We start from the raw sequence: 19161 nt of genomic DNA on the forward strand, positions 1-19161 counted from the left end.
AATTATATTTATTGGCACTCAATTTGTTACCAATGAAAGCCTTAGGTATTCTTTTCAGCTTAGTGTTTATAGTTTCAGCCTACTCACAAACCGATTTAGAGGTTTTAGAAAACTCCCCAAGACATCAGGAGTGGATAGAGCTTAATAATGAAGGACGTACTCTTTATAATTTTGTGGTTTATCCTGAAATTGCGGAGAAAGCAAAAGTTTTAATTGTCATTCATGAGAACAGAGGACTGAATGACTGGGCCAGACGATTCACAGATGAATTGGCTTCTGAAGGCTTTATCGCCATCGCCCCCGATTTATTATCGAGCACGGTGGAAGGAAAAGCTAAAACCTCGGATTTTGAAAGTTTTGATGCTGCGCGCACGGCCCTATATAATCTAAATCCAAACCAGGTGATTTCAGATTTGGACACCACCTTTGAATACGCCAAAAGCATTGCTGCTGGCAATGGCCAGGTGTCGGTAGTTGGATTTTGCTGGGGAGGCTCTCAAAGTTTTAGGTATGCGACCCATAATCTAGGTCTGGAAGAAGCCTTTGTCTTTTATGGCACAGCGCCAAAACAACCCGATGAACTGGTTAAGATAGAAATACCGGTTTATGGGTTCTATGCCGGAAACGACGCCAGAGTCAATTCCACTTTACCTGCGACAGAAAAGCAAATGAAGGCACTTGGTAAATTTTATACTTATGATATTTACGAGGGTGGGGGCCATGGATTTATGAGAAGTGGCGCTCAACCTGATGCTTCAGAAGGTAACAAATTGGCGAGGCAGAAAGCATGGAAAGATTTATTACTTAAACTCAAATCTTGAAATTTTAAAAAGAGAATTTATCATACGAAAACACCTCAAATCGGTCTGACTGATTTGAGGTGTTTTCTCCTTAAGAAGTTAAATTTTAGTGGTCTACTTCTTTATAATGCGTTTTATAAATCTAGATTTTGAATCATATTGACAATTAAATTTTCTAACAATAATGAAGCTTTGTCAATTTCATTCTACTAGAATTTGATGAGTTTCAATGATATTATCATAATAAACTTTCAAAATATAGACTCCCCTTTTCAATCCGTTAGTATCTATTGTTGATTTATTATTAGAAAATTTTACTGAGCGCAACTCTTTCCCGTTCAAATCGTAGAGTCCACCGCTTAAAGGTGTTAATCTACCAATATTTGTAGATGTTTCTATTGCGTTTACATTTAGAACATTCTTTGACGGATTTGGATAGGCAACGAATTTATATTCTTTATTTCCTGGAGGCGTAGGCATAGGTCCGCCTCCACCACCATGACTTACACTTAAGAATCTCGCTCCACCGATTCCACAATTATTTCTACCCATGACTTGTACAAGACCATTATTACCAGCATAACCCGTAAAGACTTGAATAGATGGAGAGGAGCTAGCTCCAGATAATTTTTGCCAGTTTTGCCCAAAATAGTCGAAAGTAGTTACAGTTTCGTAGGGAAATGGTAGCCACCATTCGTAAGAAGTGGCTCCAGAAGAGCCTCCACTTTGATAATTCACCAAAGCTCCAGTATTGACAGAGCTTGGACCAACTATTGGATTGGGAGTTGAGGGTTTACCAGTCCAAATCACAAGTGGATTTGATAATACATTTCCACAATCCCCTGATATTAAATTGGCTGTTATTGTAACTTGTCCAGAATAACCTCCTGTTAACGTTAGAGTAGCCACGTTGGTGCCTTGCCCAGAGGTTATAGTTACACCACTGTTTGACGGCGATACAGACCATATCACTGAATCTGCTCCAGCTGGAACACTAAAGGTGCCTGAAGTGCAAAGTAGTGATGGGGCTGCTATGTCTATGCTGCCACAGGCATAAGTACAATCGAAAATTTCTTCATTCTCATTAAGCTCCGCAGCCAGCCAATCTTCATTTCTAAAATTGAATGATATGTGTCTCTCATTTAAGCTATTGCTATTCTCGTATGCAGTTATAAAGTTATGGAATGGAATGGCACGATTTCCTATGGGCGGATTTGCGGCACTGTAAGATGTAAAGTAATCGGTATCATTTAGTGATATTGCACCATTGCCAACATCCAATGCACTTGGAGTGTTTATAAAACCAAATGAACTTTCGGTGTTAATATTTATATTCCCACTTCCGAGAAATGCACTTATTATAGTATTAAAATCATCTACATCAAAATCAATTCCTAGATCATTTTCAAGTTCTTCTATATCATCTTCAGATAGGTTTGGAAAAATAAAGCCGCCAACCTCATCAAATAATTCATATATGCCGCCAGCATATTTATCATATGAAAGATTTACTGGATTATCGTAAGACCTATTAGTTAAATTTGCTGTGATGTTTATAAAACCAAATAGTTTTTTTGTGTAGCTTACTGAACCGCTATAAATGTTTGCGTTTTGATTTGCCGCTGGTAATGCTTTTGCATTAAAATCTAAATTGAAACGACTGCTACCTGGTAAAATACCAAGTAATAGAGCAGGTTCATTAAAAATGACAGCTAGGGCAACATCATCTGCTATTCCTAAATAAAAGCTGAGAAAATCAGTTAAAGCGCCAGTTCTTACGTTTCCATCCATTTTGAATAACGAGGCATTATATGCATAATCCTGTGTAATCGCGCATTGGCTTCCATTACTAATAGCTATATTCCTGGTTTGAGTGGGATAACCTTTCTGGATTAAATCTGCCTGCCAAGTATCATGAGCTAAATTATCTAAACTAAAATTTGGTGAAATGTATTCTTTTAGTAATTGTTGGGTAGCGGGTTGATTAAATAGATTGTTGGTATCTGCAATGGAAGCTTGACTATCATTTGCAACTTCAAACGCAAAATCACCAAGCGGCGTTTCTACAAATTGGTCTGCCAGATGCCTAGCCAAGTATTGAACACCCAATGGAATATTAGCGCCTTGGTGCGGTGCATCGTGACTAATGTAGAGTCTGGTATCGTGGTCTAGGTTAGGGTCTTGCTCCATATCTGCCAAAGCGTAACGTGCTATAACACCTCCCATACTTTGGCCGAGGACTACGTTCTGTTCTGTACTGCCTGCATCTTCTTTTTCTTGGTTGACCCAATTGATAACCTCTTCTAAAACATAAGCATTAAGCTGTAAGTGCGCTCTTGGGCTGTCCCAGTTCACGTAGATGATGTCGTAGTCTTGGTCGCCTGTATCTGTAATTGTACCTCCATTCAACAAATCTTGAAGGTCGGCACTTGTTGATAATTGAATATTACGAGAAAATCTTTCTAAATTATTTTCTCCAAATTCATTCTCAACACCTATTAAACCCGACTCAAAACCTTCGGCAACGATTAAAGGGCGAGTAATTACTCCATCATCTCTTGCATCATCAATTTGAAGTATAGCCGAACCCAAAACGCCATTAAATGCTTTGGTTGCGGTAATAGGTTGTAAATAAATCGTATCATTAGGAACTTGTGTATATCCGAAAAGTCCAAAAAGCAGTAATATGTATGTTATAAAATTCTTCATTCTTTTAGTTTGTAAAGGTTAAATCAAATCTTCCGTCTGTGATAGTAATAGTTTCTCCAGTAAAAATTTCTTGAGCTTCAAATGAGAAAGTACCTGACATAATATTATTCTCGTCGTCAAATCTTGTAAAATATACTTGCCCAGTAAAATTTTGATTTGTTTCATATTGACCTTCTTCCGCCTCAATATCTGTGAAAAATAAAGCGCCACCACCTGTATAGTCATTTTCTAAAAAATTACTTTTGTTTAAAATATAGATTTCCTCTTCATTTATTTGTGTATTTCTTAATACAATTTGTCCCAATCTTACATTTCCAGTAAAACCTCTCTCCCAATTAATAGCTAGAACAGATTCGCCATCCACAAACTGGTAAAAATTGTTCATCAGTCCACTATCGGTAAAGGGTTCGCCATTTACCAAACAGCCAATGGTGTTTTCACCCGTTGTGGTCATTGGTGGCAACTGGCTTAATGGGTCCTGTGTGTTATTGTCATCGTCGTTGTTGCAGGCTGAGCTTAGACACAGGATGCAAGACATAAGACATAAGACTATTAGACTTTGTCTTTTTAGAATTTTTGGGAAGATATAAGCTGTGTTTTTCATGATTTTTTAGTTTTTGGATTAAAGTAGAATTTGGTGTCATGGTCCAGGTTAGGGTCATCTTCCATATCTGCGAGGGCATAGCGGGCTATAAGACCGCCCATACTTTGGCCAAGGACTACGTTTTGGTCGGCATCAGGTTCTTTTTCTTGGTTGACCCAGTTGATGACTTCTTCTAAAACATAGGCATTAAGCTGTAAATGAGCCCTAGGGCTGTTCCAGTTCACGTAGATGATGTCGTGGTCTTGGTCGCCGTAAATAAATTCTGTTTGATATGTTAATAAATTTTGTAAATCTGTACTTTCTGATTCTTCTATTTCTTCTATAAAACCCTCCAATTGATTCTCTCCAAATTCATTTTCTCCTCCAAGTAAACCAGAATCAAAACCTTCGGCGATAATCAAAGGTTTTGTTATTAGACAATCGTTGCCAGCATCATCAATTTGTAGCATAGCATTCCCAAAAACGCCTTGAAACGATTTTGTAGCTGTTATAGGTTGAACGAAAATAGTATCGTTTTGCATTTGTGCACTCAAGTTTAATGTAAAAATCAAGACGACTAGTTTTATATAAAATCTCATAGTTTTTAATTAGTAAAGGTTAAGTCAAAGCGACCGTTAGTTATTGATACAGTTTCGTTTGTTACAATCTCTTTTGCTTCAAACTGAAAAGTACCAGACATAATATTATTAACTTTATCAAATTTTTCAAACGTAATAAATCCTACATTATCTTGGTTTGTCTCAAATTGTCCAAATAATTTAGGTGTATTGGTGGTAAAAGTGCCACTGCTACCAGTATAATCATCCTCTAAAAAATCACTGATATTTAAAGTGTAAGTCTCACCCTCTAATATTTCCAAATTCCTTATTGTAATCTGTCCTCTTTTTGAATTGTTTGTTGTTCCTTGTTTCCAATTAATCGCTAAAACAGATTCGTCACCCACAAACTGATAAAAATTGTTCATGAGACCACTATCGGTAAAAGGTTCGCCATTTACGAGACAACCAATGGTGTTTTCACCTGTAGTGGTCATTGTAGGCAATTGGTCTATGGGGTCTTGAGGTTGGTCATCGTCGCTGTTGCAGGATAAGCTCCCTAACCCCCAAAGGGGGAATGTTATGAGTAGGATATAGAATTTCTTTTTCATGAGTTTTAGTTTTTAGATATTATAGAACTTTTCCATTTTTTAGTTGGTGCTGTTTGTTCGATTATTATCCTACTTTGAGAATAAAGAATTTGTCCGTTAGTCAATGTGAGTTTATATATCCAATCGTAAATTCCACCTTCCATATATTCCAATTTATATGCTGTATTAAATGGCATATTGATAAACCCGTTGCCATTATTAAAATTAATATCAATGCTTCTAACAACTTTCAATTGGTTGGTGTACCATAAATCTGATGGTAATTCAACATCCATCTCAAGACCTTTAAATTTGGTAATAGGTGAAGCTATGGCGTAAACTTGTTTGACTTCATATGGATTTTGCCATTCACCATTTACATATTTATCATAAATTTTATTATTAATAATGAAATATAATTTGGAAATGTGTTAGATTTAAATTGGCTGTACTTAAAATATAATCTACTTAAAACAATTGCATTTTTTCTACGTATTTTTTTCCAATTTCGATCAAATACTTTTGGACTTAGTAAACTCTTAATGTTAGATTTTACTCTTGCCATAACTAGTGTGTTATAAATTGATTTTAAGGTGCCTTTACTTACATAAGAAGAGTCTGTTAAAAAACCATTATAAACCGACAAATCTGTAAACTCCATGGCGTAGTCTTTCAGTAAACCATAGGGAATTTTATTTTTATCGATACCAGCAAAGGTTTCGTTTATTTCTGTCGCCCATTCAGTATTAATAGTTTGCGCATAGGAATAAATTGAAGCCATTGAGATTAAAAGCTTGAAAATAATTTTTTTCATTTGGATTTTTTTATGATTAATAATTGATTGGATTTTAATAGAATAAATATAACTTTAATATTTCTTTCACTTTTACGGTTTGACCGTAAACATGGTACGGGAAAACGTAAATTTTTAAAACCAACAAATAAAATGCTTTACAGGGTTTATTTACATTTTTCTTAGGTCGTAAAATTGGTAAGAATTAGTTAGGGGAATTTAAAATTGAAATAAGGGATTACCAGACTTTGACTTTGCTATGCATAGCTATAGAACATAAGAGTTTTTCAATCTGAATAAGTTTTCAGGCTGCCTGCCTGAGACTCAACAATCAGATAAATTCTCACATTTAGTGGTATCAAACGATCTGATAATATCTTTTAAATTAGAATTCAAAATTAAAACCAGTTAGTAAGCTTAGTCTTATTTAAATTAGTTTACTTTAGATTACATCACCTAAACTAGGTATTAATCCATAAGGAGGAGACAATTCACTCATCCTTAACAACACCACTTTAATCCATTAAAAATTATAGTATGAATAGAATTATAATTGCCTTTTTTTCCTTGTTATTTTCAGGTATACAGGCTCAAACTTCATCAGAGGTGATCGATTCATTTTTTGAAGCTCTAAATGCAAAAGATCAGGTGACGCTTAAGCGCCTGTGTCTAGATGATATGCAACTACACAGTTTATCCATAGCGCCTGATAGAACATTATCCAGTCAGTCCATTAAGGATTTCACCGATCAGATTCAATCTCTACCCGAGGAGGTGGCTATTTTGGAGAAAATACATTCAAAAGAGTCTATTGAAACTGAATTTTTAGCTCAGTATACTTTAGGCTATTCCTTCTTTGTCAATGGTGAGTTTTCACATTCAGGAACTAATGTGATGACCTTGATCAATACTGAAGAGGGCTGGAAAATCAGTTACGTGGCAGACACCAGAAAACCAAAGTCGTAAAGCTTTACTTAAAGCTGACCAGTATAATTAAAATACTTTTCTAACACCAAGAGAGACAGTAATTTTTCGTCTTCTTTATCTTGAAACTGAGCAACATATTGTTTGGCGTTCCTATTGATCGCCATCGCTTCTTCAGGGTGTTTTATGAAGTAATTTAAACGTTCCTCCAGGTTGGAGTAATCCTCTTTAATTTCGATATAGTGATGGTCTGGAATTAATTGGCCTTCCATAAACCAGGTCTCAAATTTGGGTTGTGGCATAACTGCAACAGAATTGGAGGACATGACCCACTTGAGGTTACTGGCGACATCATTCCCCTCTAAAGACAGTATAAACTTGTAGTTTAATTGCTCTTCTATGGTCATTCTATTAACGTTCCACTGATTTGGTAAATTGTTTTTATTTACTTTCCCAACATTACATAGCGGATGAGAGCTATAAAGTTCCATAAACTTTATTCTATGGGGTTGAGTAGGGTGTACTTTCCCTCTAAACACAAGCTTATTCTCTTTATCTAAAAACGACTTACGGTCTTTTTTAACGAAAGTGAAATGCCTCACTTTATCCCATTTCAGTAAAATGGAATTTTCATTATTCCCTTTAATCGGTCTGCTTTTGACAAAGGTTGGAACGTCTGGGACGTGGGTTATATCACCAAAAGCGTAATATACGTTTAAGGATTGATCAAAATAGCGATGAAACTCTCTAAAATCAAAGAAATAGGTTTTGCTATCTTCATTTATGTTGATATCCGAAAGCCTTTTTGATGAATTAGATAACTGCTGGTGTTGGGTAAGTTGATTATAATAGTTAAGCCGACTCTGAAGTGATTTCAAATGTTGATCTGATATCGAATTTAGCTTTCGATCAAGGTTTTGCTGATAAAATGAATTAGGAAGTAATAACCGGCAATAGTTCCTTAAATAATAGAGTAACTTGTTGTTTTTATGTTTAGAAGATAAACGCTTAAGTTCCATGATCTAAAATCAATTGTTTAATAAAAACTGTTCGTCATCAAGTGAAGGCAGATGTATTATTGTTTTATAATTTTGAAAACCGCATTGTTTTGTTGGCTGTTTAATTTAAACAAATACACTCCAGCTGCCCATCCACTCATATCAATGGAAATGTCCTGATGATCCAAATCATAAGAATTGATGTATCGGCCCTGAATGGAGTAGATGTCTAAGCTTTGATCTTCTTTAAAATTTGAAATTTGAATTTGAACAGATTCATGTGTGGGGTTAGGGAAAATCTTAAGCGGATCTTCGGCGATTTCTTCGTTGGTACTCAGTGTGTTTTCCTGGTAGACTCTCACATAATCTATTTCCATAGCACTTTCAGTAAAATTAGGATCTATGCTTGGCTGAATAGCAATATTCAGTAAAAGATATTGTTCCTCATCAAAAGGCCAGGTCGCATCGTTTTGGACTTCGGGATCATACACATAATGTACATTTCTATCGACGCTAAACACCATCCTGTCTTCATACCAGTCTAAGGTATAAACATGAAATGCTGTTGAGGCTGTTGGCACTACTTGTCCGCCATGATTGATGGTGCCACCAAAACTGGAAGGTGTATGCATGGCACTTTGGACGTAATTTTGACTATCTCCCCAATGCTCCATGATATCGATTTCACCACAAGCTGGCCAGGGCGTGGTACCAAAGCCTTCGTTATTCCAATAGCCGCCGTTTTCTTGTATGTTCTTACCCAGCATCCAGATCGCTGGCCAGGTGCCAGCTCCAGTCGGGAGTTTGGCTTTTACTTCCACGCGGCCATAGGTAAAGGCAAACTTAGAATTCAATCTCGCCGATGTGTAGTCTTTGGTCACCCCTTGATCTGTGAAATTTTCTTTTTTAGCGATAAGATTCAGATTTCCGTCCTCTAAAAAAGTATTTTCGAGACGGTCTGTATAATGCTGGATTTCACCATTAAACCAGGACTCACCGTTTGGCAATAGGGTTTGATGGAACCAATTGTTGGTATCAATGGCTCCACTACCTTCAAATTCATCTGCCCAGACTAAAACGTCGTATACTGGATCATTAGGATTTCCGGGGTCATCTTCTACTGTACCGCCCTGAAAATAAAAATCATCAATATAAGCTGTGACCTGATCTGTATTATTTTCTCCATTCACTTGTATCAAAATGCGATTAAAATCAGTCCTATCTACAGGAGGAGCTGAACTGGGATCTAGATTGATATAATTATCTGTAGTAAAGTCGAAAGTCAAAGTTTGCCATTGGTCCAGTTCAACTGTTTTAATGATTTCAGATTGATTGGACCAGGGTTGTTGCTGATTTCTGTTTTGTAATTTTAAAGAGACCTGATTGTTTTGATTTCCAGAAACACTTGAAGAAGGTACATAGATCTTGAATGAAAATGGAGAGTTGTCTTCTATGATAATGGGATCAGGACTGTCTAAACCCAAATTCGCATATAACCCGCCATCATCTTCATATCTTAAGACTGTAGAGGAAGCGTTCTGAGTATTCTGAAACGGGTTGCTGTAGGATGTATTCAATTGTATATCGTCTGCGTACCAGGTGCTTATTGTAGAACTTCCATCGAAATCGTCTTGCAGAAGTTGCGCAAAACCACTAAAACTTATGATCGAGAAAAATAATATGACGTAAGTCTTCATTGCAAATACATTAAGCTTGCAATATACTAAGAAATCTTTAGGGACTCAGGACTCAGTTGTTAAACCCTATTTATCAAATGAGTACATCCTGATACCAGACTAAAATAGTTTTGCTAAATTTAGAAACACAAAAAAAAACACTTATGAAAAAAATAGTATTACTGATTTTATGCTGTATTCCTATGCTGGGATTCAGTCAGCTAGACTTAGATTACCAACAACCCCATGAAGATATTATGGAGTTAGCTGATGTTCCTATGCCACCCTCTATGAGCATCAATCCCGACGGGACAAAGGCTGTATTGATTTATAGGAATCAGTATAAAAGTATTGAAGACTTATCAGAAGATGAGTTGAGACTCGCAGGTCTAAGGATTAATCCAAAAACTAACATTAACAGCAGAACTCGATTTTATACTAGTCTTAGACTGTTTGATCCTCAAAACAAGGAAGAACTAAGTATTCAAAACCTCCCTCAAAATCCTAAAATATCTAACATTAGCTGGTCTCCAGACTACAATTATATTGCCTTTACGCATACCACTAAAACAGGAAACCAATTATGGATTGTAGATTATAATAACAGATCTGCAAAACAACTTACACCAGCTGTCGTGAGCGGAAATATGGGAACGACCTTTACCTGGATTCCAGATGAGTCTGGTATTCTTGTTAAAACCCTGCCAGAAGATAGACCAGAGCTTATCGATACGGATAACAAAGTTCCGACAGGTCCTACTGTATCGGTCAATGAAGCTGGCGTTGAAGCTCAAAACAGAACCTATCAGGATTTATTAAAAAACAGTAATGATGAGTTCAACTTTGAGGTTTTAGCAAACTCAATTATTCAAAAAGTAGATCTTAATGGTCAAATGAAGGTTTGGAAAGAAAAAGGCATGTACAATAGTTTGTCATTTTCACCTGATGGTAATTATATCATGATCTCCGAATTGAATAAGCCTTTTTCGTATATAGTCACTTACGGAAGATTCCCTACGACTTACAGAGTGTTTAGTGCAGATGGTGATCCTGTATATACTGTTGCTGATGTTCCACTCATCGAAGAACAACCTAAAGGCTTTATGTCTACACGAACAGGCCGTAGGAGTATTTCCTGGAGAAATGATCATCCTGCTACCCTGGTTTGGGCAGAAGCATTGGATGAAGGCGATGCTAATAAAGACGTAGAATTCAGAGATGAAGTTTTTCAACTGAAGGCTCCTTTTAAAGGAGAAAAAGAATTTTTGGCTAAAACAGAATTACGCTATTCCGGGATCACCTGGGGAGATGAATCTACAGCTTTACTTACCGAATACTGGTGGAATACAAGAACTGTAAAATCAAGTTTTATTAATCCTTCAAAGCCTAATAAGAAGCCGGTAGTCTTTAGTGAAAGAAATTATCAGGATACCTATGCCGATCCTGGTAGTTTTGTGACTACCAAAAATGATTTTAATGAATCTGTTCTGGAAATCAGAAGGGGTAAGCTTACGCTCATGGGACAGGGATACTCAGCAGATGGTAAATTTCCTTTTGTAGATGAGTACGACTTAAAATCCAATAAAACAAAACGATTGTTTAAGGTGGAAGAATCTGAGTATTTAGAGTCTTTTGTCAATATGATCGATAGCAAGAAAGGTCTAATTATGACAAGACTAGAAAGTAGTAATGAGTTCCCTAACTATTACTATAGAAATTACAAAACTGGAAAATTGGAGCAGATCTCTAATTTTGAAAATCCCTTTAAAGCCCTTCAAAATGTGCATAAAGAAGTCATTACCTATAAGCGTGATGATGGTCTGGAGCTATCTGCTACATTATATTTACCGGTCGGATACGATATGGATGAGAAGAAGAAAATGCCTATGTTAATGTGGGCCTATCCTCGTGAGTACAAAGATAAGAGTAGCGCTTCTCAGGTTACTTCCAGCAGCAAAGAATTTACATATCCTTATTACGGATCACCAATTTACTGGGTGAACCGTGGTTATGTAGTACTTGACGATGCTGCTTTTCCAATTATTGGAGAAGGAGAGGAGCAGCCTAATGATACGTTTAAAGAACAGCTGGTGGCTAATGCCAAAGCGGCCATAGATGCTGTAGACGAGCTTGGGTATATCGATAGAAACAGAGTGGCTGTAGGTGGACATAGTTATGGTGCTTTTATGACAGCTAACTTATTGTCCCATTCTGATTTATTTGCAGCGGGAATAGCCAGAAGTGGAGCTTATAACAGAACCTTGACTCCTTTTGGGTTTCAGTCTGAAGAGCGAAATTACTGGGAAGCGCCAGAAGTTTACAATACCATGTCTCCCTTTATGAATGCAGAAAAAATGAAAACTCCACTCTTATTGATTCACGGTCAGGCCGATAATAATTCGGGAACCTATCCTATGCAAAGCGAAAGGTATTTCAATGCCTTAAAAGGACTTGGAGCTCCAGCACGATTAGTTATGTTACCTAAGGAAAGTCATGGCTATGCTGCCAAAGAAAGCATCATGCATATGCTTTGGGAGCAGGATGAGTGGTTGGAGAAATACGTCAAAAACAGAGAGGTTGAGTAATATTGATAAATTTTAATTCAAAAACCAGAAGCAATGGCTTCTGGTTTTTTTAATGAAGTTAGGAGCTTATATGACTCAACAATATAGAATAATGAGGTTGAGGTGTAATTTTTCTACAACTCCTTTTAGATATAATAATGATTAAATTAGGCTGCCTTTTTTGGAGTCGTAAGTGCAAGTTCTCTCATTGGTTTTGGCACTCTGGGATTCATGATTTTAAACCATAATGGAGGGATAAGGGCTATGAGAATACTGGTAGGATAGCCATAGGGCAACTCAGGACTCGTAGAATAATAATCTAAAAGCTGATACTTTTTACTGGCTCTGTAGTGGTGATCGCTGTGTCTGGTCAATTCATAAAGCAGGATTCTCCCTAAGAGGTGATTCGAATTCCAGGAGTGAATTTCCTTGACAGGATAATAACGACCGCTTTTTCGCTGTTCTCTCAATAAACCATAATGTTCAATATAATTGATGCTCTCGAGCAGTAGAAAGCCTATAACACCCATTGAAAGCGCAACAAATGCCGTTGAAGTAGAGAATAGGATAAAGAGTAGTATGACATAACTAATCTGGAGTACAGAGTTAATAAGCATTGCGTTGTGCAATGACCAAAATTTTTGATTTTTTGACTCCAAAAGTTGTCGTTGAAGTCTCCAGGCATTTACATACTGTCTGGTTGAAGAAGTCATCCAAAACCCAAATACAGTTTGGTTTAGTTTGGCCGTTGCCGGATCTTCTGGAGTGGATACTTTAGCATGATGACCAAAATTATGTTCCACCGTAAAATGCGTGTAGTGAGAGGGAAGGAGTAAGAGTTTAGCAAACCACTGGCTCAACTTATCCTCTCTATGCCCTAACTCATGAGCCACATTAATTCCATTACTACCCAACACAATTCCAACGCTTATCACGATACCAGCAATTTGAATATTGGTAAGCGAATAAACTTCTATATTGACTAAAGCCATTCCTAGAATCAAATAAATGAGTGGTAAATTCAGATACAGCAACCAATTGAAAAAGGGATGAATAGCTTTGTTTGCCTTATCCTCTTTAGATAGATTATAAAGATATTGAGGAGTAAAGAGTTCTACCAGTGGTATGATACCAAAGGTGACGATAGGAGCAAGATAACTGAACTGCTTAGGGTAAATAATACCTAGAATTGCACAAAGTGGTATTAAATAAGCAGTGAGATACTTTAAATCATTGAATTGCATGTCTAAATTTAGATAATTTTAGAGAGTTTTTAAAATTAAATAAACCTCAATATTTACCATTCTTAAAATTGATTATAAGTTGCCAAGTCACTTCATACTATAAGTAGGATCATTCATTTTTTTTGATGTCTTTGAGATGAGCTTTAGGTTCTTCATTTTCTGAAGGAGTTGGGTCTGAAAGTGGATTAGATTCTAAGTAGTCCGAAAAAGAAGTCACTGCAATAATGACAATAATCAGGATGATTTTTTTCATAGTTAAGGTTGGATTTTTGATGTTATAGATTGGTTTGAAGTTCTTGACTATTTATTAAGTCAATATGTTTGTTCACATCCAAAAGCTGTTTAATAAAAGCATTCTGCTGTGAAGGTGTGATGAAAACGCTATAGGAAGTTTGATATTTAAGCAGAAGACCACTCCTTGCCGCTGAAGATTTGAAATTTGGGAGCAGTTTTGTTTCTTTAGAAATACTGTGAATTCTGTGAATAGGTATGGTCTCGTTTATAAATAATCCTTTAACGATTAGAATGCCATTTTTAACCTTGTAATTCGTTTGTTTAGAACCTATAATTATCAATATACTAAAAGCAAAAAATGGGATAAATTGAATATACTCCATCGTATCGATTTCGCTTTTCATAAGGCTATATACTGGAATAGTATTATATAAAACAAGTATAAGTAAAAGCAGTGCAAAATGATATGGATCTATTCTACTTTTGAATGTCATGATTTGATTTAAAAGGGATTTAAAAGCTAACGCTTGAAAATATAAAAATTAATTTGAATTTATTTATTAGTGTGAGTAACTTTTAGGCTTATGAATAATTAATCCTGTTTAAAAAAAGTTAGTTTTCAATAACTTGAAATTTGATGGGTTTATAGTCTGGATCTACTGTTTCCATGTATTTCCAATAAAAGTCTCCTTCTTCAATTGAATTGATTTTTTCCCCCATCCAATTGATGATTCGATCCTTAAACTTCTGATTCTTTTTTGTTAGTAGATCCTGACCTTTGGTATTCAACACCATCATAGAAGCTTTAAACATCCGCTTTGACTTATCTCCATAGGTTATGATGTTATAAGGTATCGAATCTGTAGAGAATAGTTTCACGTCTTTCCAAACCAGCATAGGAAGTTCTTTTTTTGAAGTCCGAATAACTTCATCCCATATGCCACGATTGATATACATAGCTTCGGCGGTCTTAAATGAGGCGTATTTATTTTCAAAATGAATTTCTGTAAACCTTAAGGTATCCTTGTCAACAATTGATACATATATGGATTCTGATATATTATTAAATCTTGAACGGTTCGCTTGTTCTGAAAAAGATTGGCGAGTTGTATGACAGGCCAATGCTATGAAAGCTAAAAACAGGAAGTAGAAGTGTTTCATAATGAGTAGGGCTAAAATTTTAAATCAGGATTGCGTTGCTTCCAGTAGACCCGGTAAAATTCATCATTTCGTTTAAATGCAACATATTTCATTAACTTCGAAAAGTGAAGTTTCACTTTTTGGTTAAGATTGGGATCGCCCAAAACATCTTCACCTTGGAAGAAAACCATACCAGACCCATACGTGATCCCGTAGTCTTCAACTCAATTGGTGACCACTGTATATCGGGTTGTGTCTCTATCGAAAAGCCTCAGGTCGTTCCATACCAAAAGGGGAGTCTGATAGTCTAAAAAGATCATTTTGTCCCACTTACCGTAAGTATTATACATGGCTTCTGAAAGCTTAAATGCTGTGTTGGTACATTCAAATCGAATTTCGTTGATCAATAGGGTGTCATTTTCGTTGATCGATAAAAATTTATCATCTACAATTCTCCTGTAACCTTTTTTATGATTGGAGCGCCAGCACTCTCTTGGAGTACCATCGTGAAAATAGACAGTGTTTTTTCTATTGGTAGAACAGGACGCAATAAGGATCAAAGTGAAAATAAAAATAATGATTTCATAACAAAGATGGTTGAACCCTTAAAACTAATGAAATTCTTACTTGAACCGTTAAGTTTTTGGCTTATTGTTAGATAGTCCTTCAAAATTGGGTATTCTGTGATATTGCCGTGCATCAAAACTTTATCGTGTAGTGCAGAGTTTGAACACTAGACATAAGGCTTGATAATGTTATCCGATAGAACTAATTAATCAATCGGAATTGAGACTCCAATAGCGGCAGCTCCAAACGTCTGACTGATGTCTGGATGGTATAAATATTTAAAGGCTACATCCAGGTTTCGTTCTGGACCTAGAAGAACTCCAATAGAGAAAGGAATGTGGTAGTAAACCCCTGTTTTCTTAAAGTCGTAGGCAAAGGTCCTATTTTCAAAAGTCCCAGCAGATAATCCGATACCAAATTCGAGGTAAGGGGCCAGCCAGGGAATTGGAGCAATAAGTCTTGCCTTTCCGCCAGTAAAAAAAGCAGAAGACTTGATTTCAAATCCAGATTGGGCAGGGGTTAGCTCATCTTCGTAAGTATCTGTGTAAATAAAACCGGCATAAGGCCTTAGTTCGAACCAACTTGAGGTTTTTAGAACATACTCACCTTCCATATAAAAGCCTTGCCCTCTAACGTCTTCTGTATTGTTAGTGATAGTAATACCTAAACCTATGGAAGCTTGAATGTATTTCTCTTTTACAAATTGAGCCTGGCAGTTTGAACTCAAGACAAGGATGAACAGGGTGGATAAAGTAAATTTCATAGAAGCTAGTAGATATTGAAAAGCCGCCATAGGGATGGCGGCTTCAAGATTTAAAAAAATAATTTATTCAGAAATCAACTCTAAATTTTCTTTCCATTCTTCTGGAATCTCATTTAGAGCATATACTTTTAATTCTTTATCTACAGAAGATGTCGAATTCTTAACTAGTGTTTCGTTAAGGAACTCTGTTTTTAGCTTGAACATCGCACCTGTAGCAGGATCTACAATCAACCAACCAATTAAGCCCCCAAAGACAATGTTACCAATATACCAGCCATCTAGTTTAAACTCGATAGGTACAGTTTTGGTCTGGTAACCCTCCTTCTCAAAAGTCGCCTGATAACTTGCTTTTGAAAAAAAACCAGCACTGGCATCTAAAACAATGGTCGCAGGGGTTTGTCCTTCAAAAATATCGATTCCCTTTTTGTCTGTAATCACAAGTCTGGCTTCAGAAGGCCCACTATTTATTGAAATAGGGTAACTACTTTTACTTACAATACTGGCACAGCTTGATGCTAGTAAAATAATTCCAGATAAGGCGATTAGTGTAAATTTGTTTTTCATAGAGATAATTTAAATGTTTGTGCTTACTTCTTATTTTAAGTCTTTATTCAGCTTATTCAGACTATAAGGCTTTATATAGTTTTATTTATTTGAAATCAAGGTATGTTCACTTTCAAATTTAAAGATTCGTAGGTGTAAGTTCTGATCCCAATAAGTCCATATACAGTTTCACCATCAGGAATCACTGTATTGAATAAATCATAGGTTTCCAATTCAGTTTTAAACTGTTTATTAGCTGAAGAGGCCACAACCATGTTGGTGAGTGTGATGCCTGGTCCTAATATTAAACCAATAGGGAAGGAGCTCGAGGTTTCTTCGACTCCATTGGAATTGGTTTCGTAGGTGTAAAAGTTTAAAGGCGTAAGCAAAAGGTATAATAAATAAGTTGCCGGGCTTTGTTTAAGCACGTTATAGACACTTTGGTTATCCATGACTGGAATTGGGTTTCCATTGTCATAGACCAACAGCAGGTCCTTTCCAAAAGTAAGTGGACTTCCAGAATTGTTGGTAATTTTTAAGGCCACCATTTTGACGCCTTTCTTATCACTTTTTTTAGCGTATTTCTTCCTTAAGCGTTCATATTTGTATTCCAGTTTAACCTCATTTGATGTCGTTTCTCTGGAATTATAGTTAACGGATTCAGGATCAATAGTTTTGTAACTCGAGGCACAATTTGTAAGGCTGCAGACTGCTATACATAGCAGAACGCACTTAATTATTTTCATCAATAGTTAGTTAAATTAGGCGACAAATAACGTTAATATTTTTAACTTTTAAAAGTTTAAAAAACCTTTTTTCTAAAAAAATTAACGAGCTTTAAGTGTCTGAAATGCGGATTTAAGCTGATGAAATATAAAAGCTTAAAAATCAGATATTTTATTAATTTCTCTGATTTTACTAATGATTTTAAAATGATAGGAGTGCTTTTGCACCACTTGGACTGCTGAATTTTACTCTATTGAATTATTCAACAAAATTGGTTAGAAACAAAGTATTAGAATCGGTATGTCTGAATATTTCAAAATGCGAACTTAGGGCCTTTCAGAAAATAGGATTTTTTCAATAGCTTAATGCCCAGCAAATGGAGACCCAAATAGTCCAACTGCCAGTTCTGCCCAAATCAGAAAAAACATAAAACCAACACCTAAAAGAAAGACTAAGCGTTTCTTTAAACTCTTAAAGCGTCTTAAAATAAATTCAATAGTTAATCCCAAAATCAATAATAATGCCCCCATTACGATAAAATCTAAAAGCGTCCAGTGGACTTCATCACTTAGCTGCATCGCTATAAAAGGAATTAATAACAGGATGGGGATAATCAAAAAATAGGAGTGACGTTTTAAGATCATGAGCTGATGCTAATTTGGTTATTTTTTATTCTTGAGAAATATGGAAACTATAGCAGTGGTCGCAAGACCCATCACAAACGCCCAGATGGTACTTGTAAGGATGTAGTTTTCCAGATTAAATTCCGCTTTTGCTTGTTCCACACTTTCGTAATACCCACTTTCTACAGAGTGAGTGATGATATTTGTAAAATAGTCTGGGGTGATGACTTCAGAAATGATATACTGAGATAACGGGCTAAATGCCGTAATGATAAGCGTTATGATAAGACCAGATTTGAACAGTTGTGAGTAGCTTGCACTTTCAGAATAGGCGCTTTTTCGTTTGTCTTTAAGTGCTAACACGTAGATGACAATTGCTACAATCGCATAGAGCATGGTGATGTACTGATGGAGATCTATATATTCATCATGCAGACCTAGCAGCCTTTCCAGTAGCATCCATAACAGCAGTGAAAGGATGAATATAAGCGCCCATTTAATTTCGACTTTCAATTTCATCTTAATAGTTTAAATCTAATTTAATAAGTTATTAAGAAATATTAAGCGAAAACCGGATTATAATTTATCCAGATCTGTTTTAGTGAAATCGTGTTGTTTGTTCCCTGTATTCAAGGTAGTCTTAGGCTCGAACATCAGTACTTTGGCTTCACCTATACCAATAGGTTTATGGGTTGTGCCTTTGGGAATAATAACCATCTCGCCAGCCTTTAGATCCAGGGTTTTGTCTTTGAGTTCAATTTTAATTTCACCTTCAATCACCAGAAATAATTCATCTTCTTCCTCGTGCTGATGATGAATAAATTCTCCTTTAAATTTTGCAATCTTAACCTGTTGATTATTAAGTTCCCCAATAATCTTGGGAGACCAGGCTTCAGAAAAACAATCTAATTTTTCTTTCAAGTTAATGGTTTTAATAGCCATGATTTGAGTTGTTTTGGTGTTAACTATCCATATTAAAACAGGTAAAACTTAAGCAGTAGTGATGTAGAGAAAAAAAAATTTAGGGCTTTAAGTGTAATTCCAAGTTGGACATGCCAGGAGGGGCGTCTTCTCCTAAATTTAAACTGAGGATAAGCTTTTCTTTGGTAATGGATTGGACCTGGAAT

Annotated in this window: 22 protein-coding genes; 3 read left to right on the top strand and 19 right to left on the bottom strand. The window is 36.0% G+C overall.

What is annotated here, in order from left to right; translation table 11 throughout:
- Window positions 1-11: 11 nt before the first annotated feature.
- Window positions 12-821 carry a dienelactone hydrolase family protein gene (locus F598_RS0107735; protein ID WP_245539766.1) on the top strand — a complete coding sequence of 270 codons (810 nt, stop codon included), beginning with the start codon at window positions 12-14 and terminating at the stop codon, window positions 819-821.
- Window positions 822-1001: 180 nt separating this feature from the next.
- Here F598_RS0107735 and F598_RS0107740 read toward each other — a convergent pair whose 3' ends face one another.
- From F598_RS0107740 to F598_RS0107765, 6 genes are all read right to left on the bottom strand, one after another.
- On the bottom strand, window positions 1002-3509 hold the full coding sequence (locus tag F598_RS0107740) for a T9SS type A sorting domain-containing protein (protein WP_019038468.1): 2508 nt from the start codon (window positions 3507-3509) through the stop codon (window positions 1002-1004).
- Between the two features lie 4 nt (window positions 3510-3513).
- Window positions 3514-4113 (bottom strand): Riean_0653 family protein, encoded by a 600-nt coding sequence (locus tag F598_RS0107745; RefSeq protein WP_245539767.1) that lies wholly within the window; start codon window positions 4111-4113, stop codon window positions 3514-3516.
- Window positions 4110-4691: an alpha/beta hydrolase-fold protein gene (locus F598_RS0107750; protein WP_157594977.1), complete on the bottom strand. Its 582-nt coding sequence runs from the start codon at window positions 4689-4691 to the stop codon at window positions 4110-4112. The genes F598_RS0107745 and F598_RS0107750 overlap by 4 nt, the downstream gene beginning before the upstream one ends.
- A 5-nt stretch (window positions 4692-4696) precedes the next feature.
- The gene (locus F598_RS0107755) at window positions 4697-5260 is read right to left on the bottom strand and encodes a Riean_0653 family protein (protein WP_245539768.1); all 564 of its coding nucleotides are present in this window, start codon (window positions 5258-5260) and stop codon (window positions 4697-4699) included.
- A gap of 5 nt (window positions 5261-5265) precedes the next feature.
- The gene (locus tag F598_RS0107760) at window positions 5266-5535 is read right to left on the bottom strand and encodes a hypothetical protein (RefSeq protein WP_019038472.1); all 270 of its coding nucleotides are present in this window, start codon (window positions 5533-5535) and stop codon (window positions 5266-5268) included.
- A gap of 80 nt (window positions 5536-5615) precedes the next feature.
- A complete protein-coding gene (locus F598_RS0107765; RefSeq protein ID WP_033408459.1) occupies window positions 5616-6053 on the bottom strand; it encodes a hypothetical protein in 438 nt (145 codons plus the stop codon).
- Window positions 6054-6569: 516 nt separating this feature from the next.
- On the opposite strand from F598_RS0107765, the gene F598_RS0107770 reads away from it, so the two are divergent.
- Window positions 6570-6998, top strand: coding sequence for a DUF4829 domain-containing protein (locus F598_RS0107770; protein ID WP_019038474.1), 429 nt, complete (start codon window positions 6570-6572; stop codon window positions 6996-6998).
- A gap of 8 nt (window positions 6999-7006) precedes the next feature.
- On the opposite strand, the gene F598_RS0107775 is transcribed toward F598_RS0107770, so the two are convergent.
- The gene (locus F598_RS0107775) at window positions 7007-7975 is read right to left on the bottom strand and encodes a glycosyl transferase family 90 (RefSeq protein WP_019038475.1); all 969 of its coding nucleotides are present in this window, start codon (window positions 7973-7975) and stop codon (window positions 7007-7009) included.
- A 56-nt stretch (window positions 7976-8031) separates the two neighbouring features.
- The gene (locus F598_RS0107780) at window positions 8032-9651 is read right to left on the bottom strand and encodes a family 16 glycosylhydrolase (RefSeq protein ID WP_019038476.1); all 1620 of its coding nucleotides are present in this window, start codon (window positions 9649-9651) and stop codon (window positions 8032-8034) included.
- 143 nt (window positions 9652-9794) lie between these two features.
- On the opposite strand from F598_RS0107780, the gene F598_RS0107785 reads away from it, so the two are divergent.
- Window positions 9795-12215, top strand: a complete 2421-nt coding sequence (locus tag F598_RS0107785; RefSeq protein WP_019038477.1) for a S9 family peptidase — start codon at window positions 9795-9797, stop codon at window positions 12213-12215.
- A gap of 146 nt (window positions 12216-12361) precedes the next feature.
- On the opposite strand, the gene F598_RS0107790 is transcribed toward F598_RS0107785, so the two are convergent.
- From F598_RS0107790 to F598_RS0107845, 11 genes are all read right to left on the bottom strand, one after another.
- The gene (locus F598_RS0107790; protein WP_019038478.1) at window positions 12362-13438 is read right to left on the bottom strand and encodes an alkane 1-monooxygenase; all 1077 of its coding nucleotides are present in this window, start codon (window positions 13436-13438) and stop codon (window positions 12362-12364) included.
- A gap of 109 nt (window positions 13439-13547) precedes the next feature.
- Window positions 13548-13691, bottom strand: coding sequence for a hypothetical protein (locus F598_RS15330; protein ID WP_019038479.1), 144 nt, complete (start codon window positions 13689-13691; stop codon window positions 13548-13550).
- Between the two features lie 22 nt (window positions 13692-13713).
- Window positions 13714-14166, bottom strand: coding sequence for a PH domain-containing protein (locus F598_RS0107800; protein ID WP_019038480.1), 453 nt, complete (start codon window positions 14164-14166; stop codon window positions 13714-13716).
- A 118-nt stretch (window positions 14167-14284) separates the two neighbouring features.
- Complete coding sequence (locus F598_RS0107805; RefSeq protein ID WP_019038481.1) at window positions 14285-14833, bottom strand: hypothetical protein; 549 nt, start codon at window positions 14831-14833, stop codon at window positions 14285-14287.
- A gap of 203 nt (window positions 14834-15036) precedes the next feature.
- Window positions 15037-15372, bottom strand: a complete 336-nt coding sequence (locus F598_RS0107815; RefSeq protein ID WP_019038483.1) for a hypothetical protein — start codon at window positions 15370-15372, stop codon at window positions 15037-15039.
- Window positions 15373-15584: 212 nt separating this feature from the next.
- Window positions 15585-16142: an outer membrane beta-barrel protein gene (locus tag F598_RS0107820; protein WP_026302592.1), complete on the bottom strand. Its 558-nt coding sequence runs from the start codon at window positions 16140-16142 to the stop codon at window positions 15585-15587.
- Between the two features lie 63 nt (window positions 16143-16205).
- Window positions 16206-16706, bottom strand: coding sequence for a hypothetical protein (locus F598_RS0107825; RefSeq protein ID WP_019038485.1), 501 nt, complete (start codon window positions 16704-16706; stop codon window positions 16206-16208).
- A gap of 95 nt (window positions 16707-16801) precedes the next feature.
- A complete protein-coding gene (locus tag F598_RS0107830) occupies window positions 16802-17431 on the bottom strand; it encodes a hypothetical protein (RefSeq protein WP_019038486.1) in 630 nt (209 codons plus the stop codon).
- A 342-nt stretch (window positions 17432-17773) separates the two neighbouring features.
- Complete coding sequence (locus F598_RS0107835; RefSeq protein WP_026302593.1) at window positions 17774-18055, bottom strand: hypothetical protein; 282 nt, start codon at window positions 18053-18055, stop codon at window positions 17774-17776.
- A gap of 18 nt (window positions 18056-18073) precedes the next feature.
- Window positions 18074-18553: a DUF4199 domain-containing protein gene (locus F598_RS0107840; protein WP_019038488.1), complete on the bottom strand. Its 480-nt coding sequence runs from the start codon at window positions 18551-18553 to the stop codon at window positions 18074-18076.
- A 57-nt stretch (window positions 18554-18610) separates the two neighbouring features.
- On the bottom strand, window positions 18611-18976 hold the full coding sequence (locus F598_RS0107845) for a cupin domain-containing protein (protein ID WP_019038489.1): 366 nt from the start codon (window positions 18974-18976) through the stop codon (window positions 18611-18613).
- Window positions 18977-19161 lie beyond the last annotated feature (185 nt).

Origin of the sequence: Psychroflexus tropicus DSM 15496 (assembly GCF_000378765.1) — a bacterium.
Classification (GTDB): domain Bacteria; phylum Bacteroidota; class Bacteroidia; order Flavobacteriales; family Flavobacteriaceae; genus Psychroflexus; species Psychroflexus tropicus.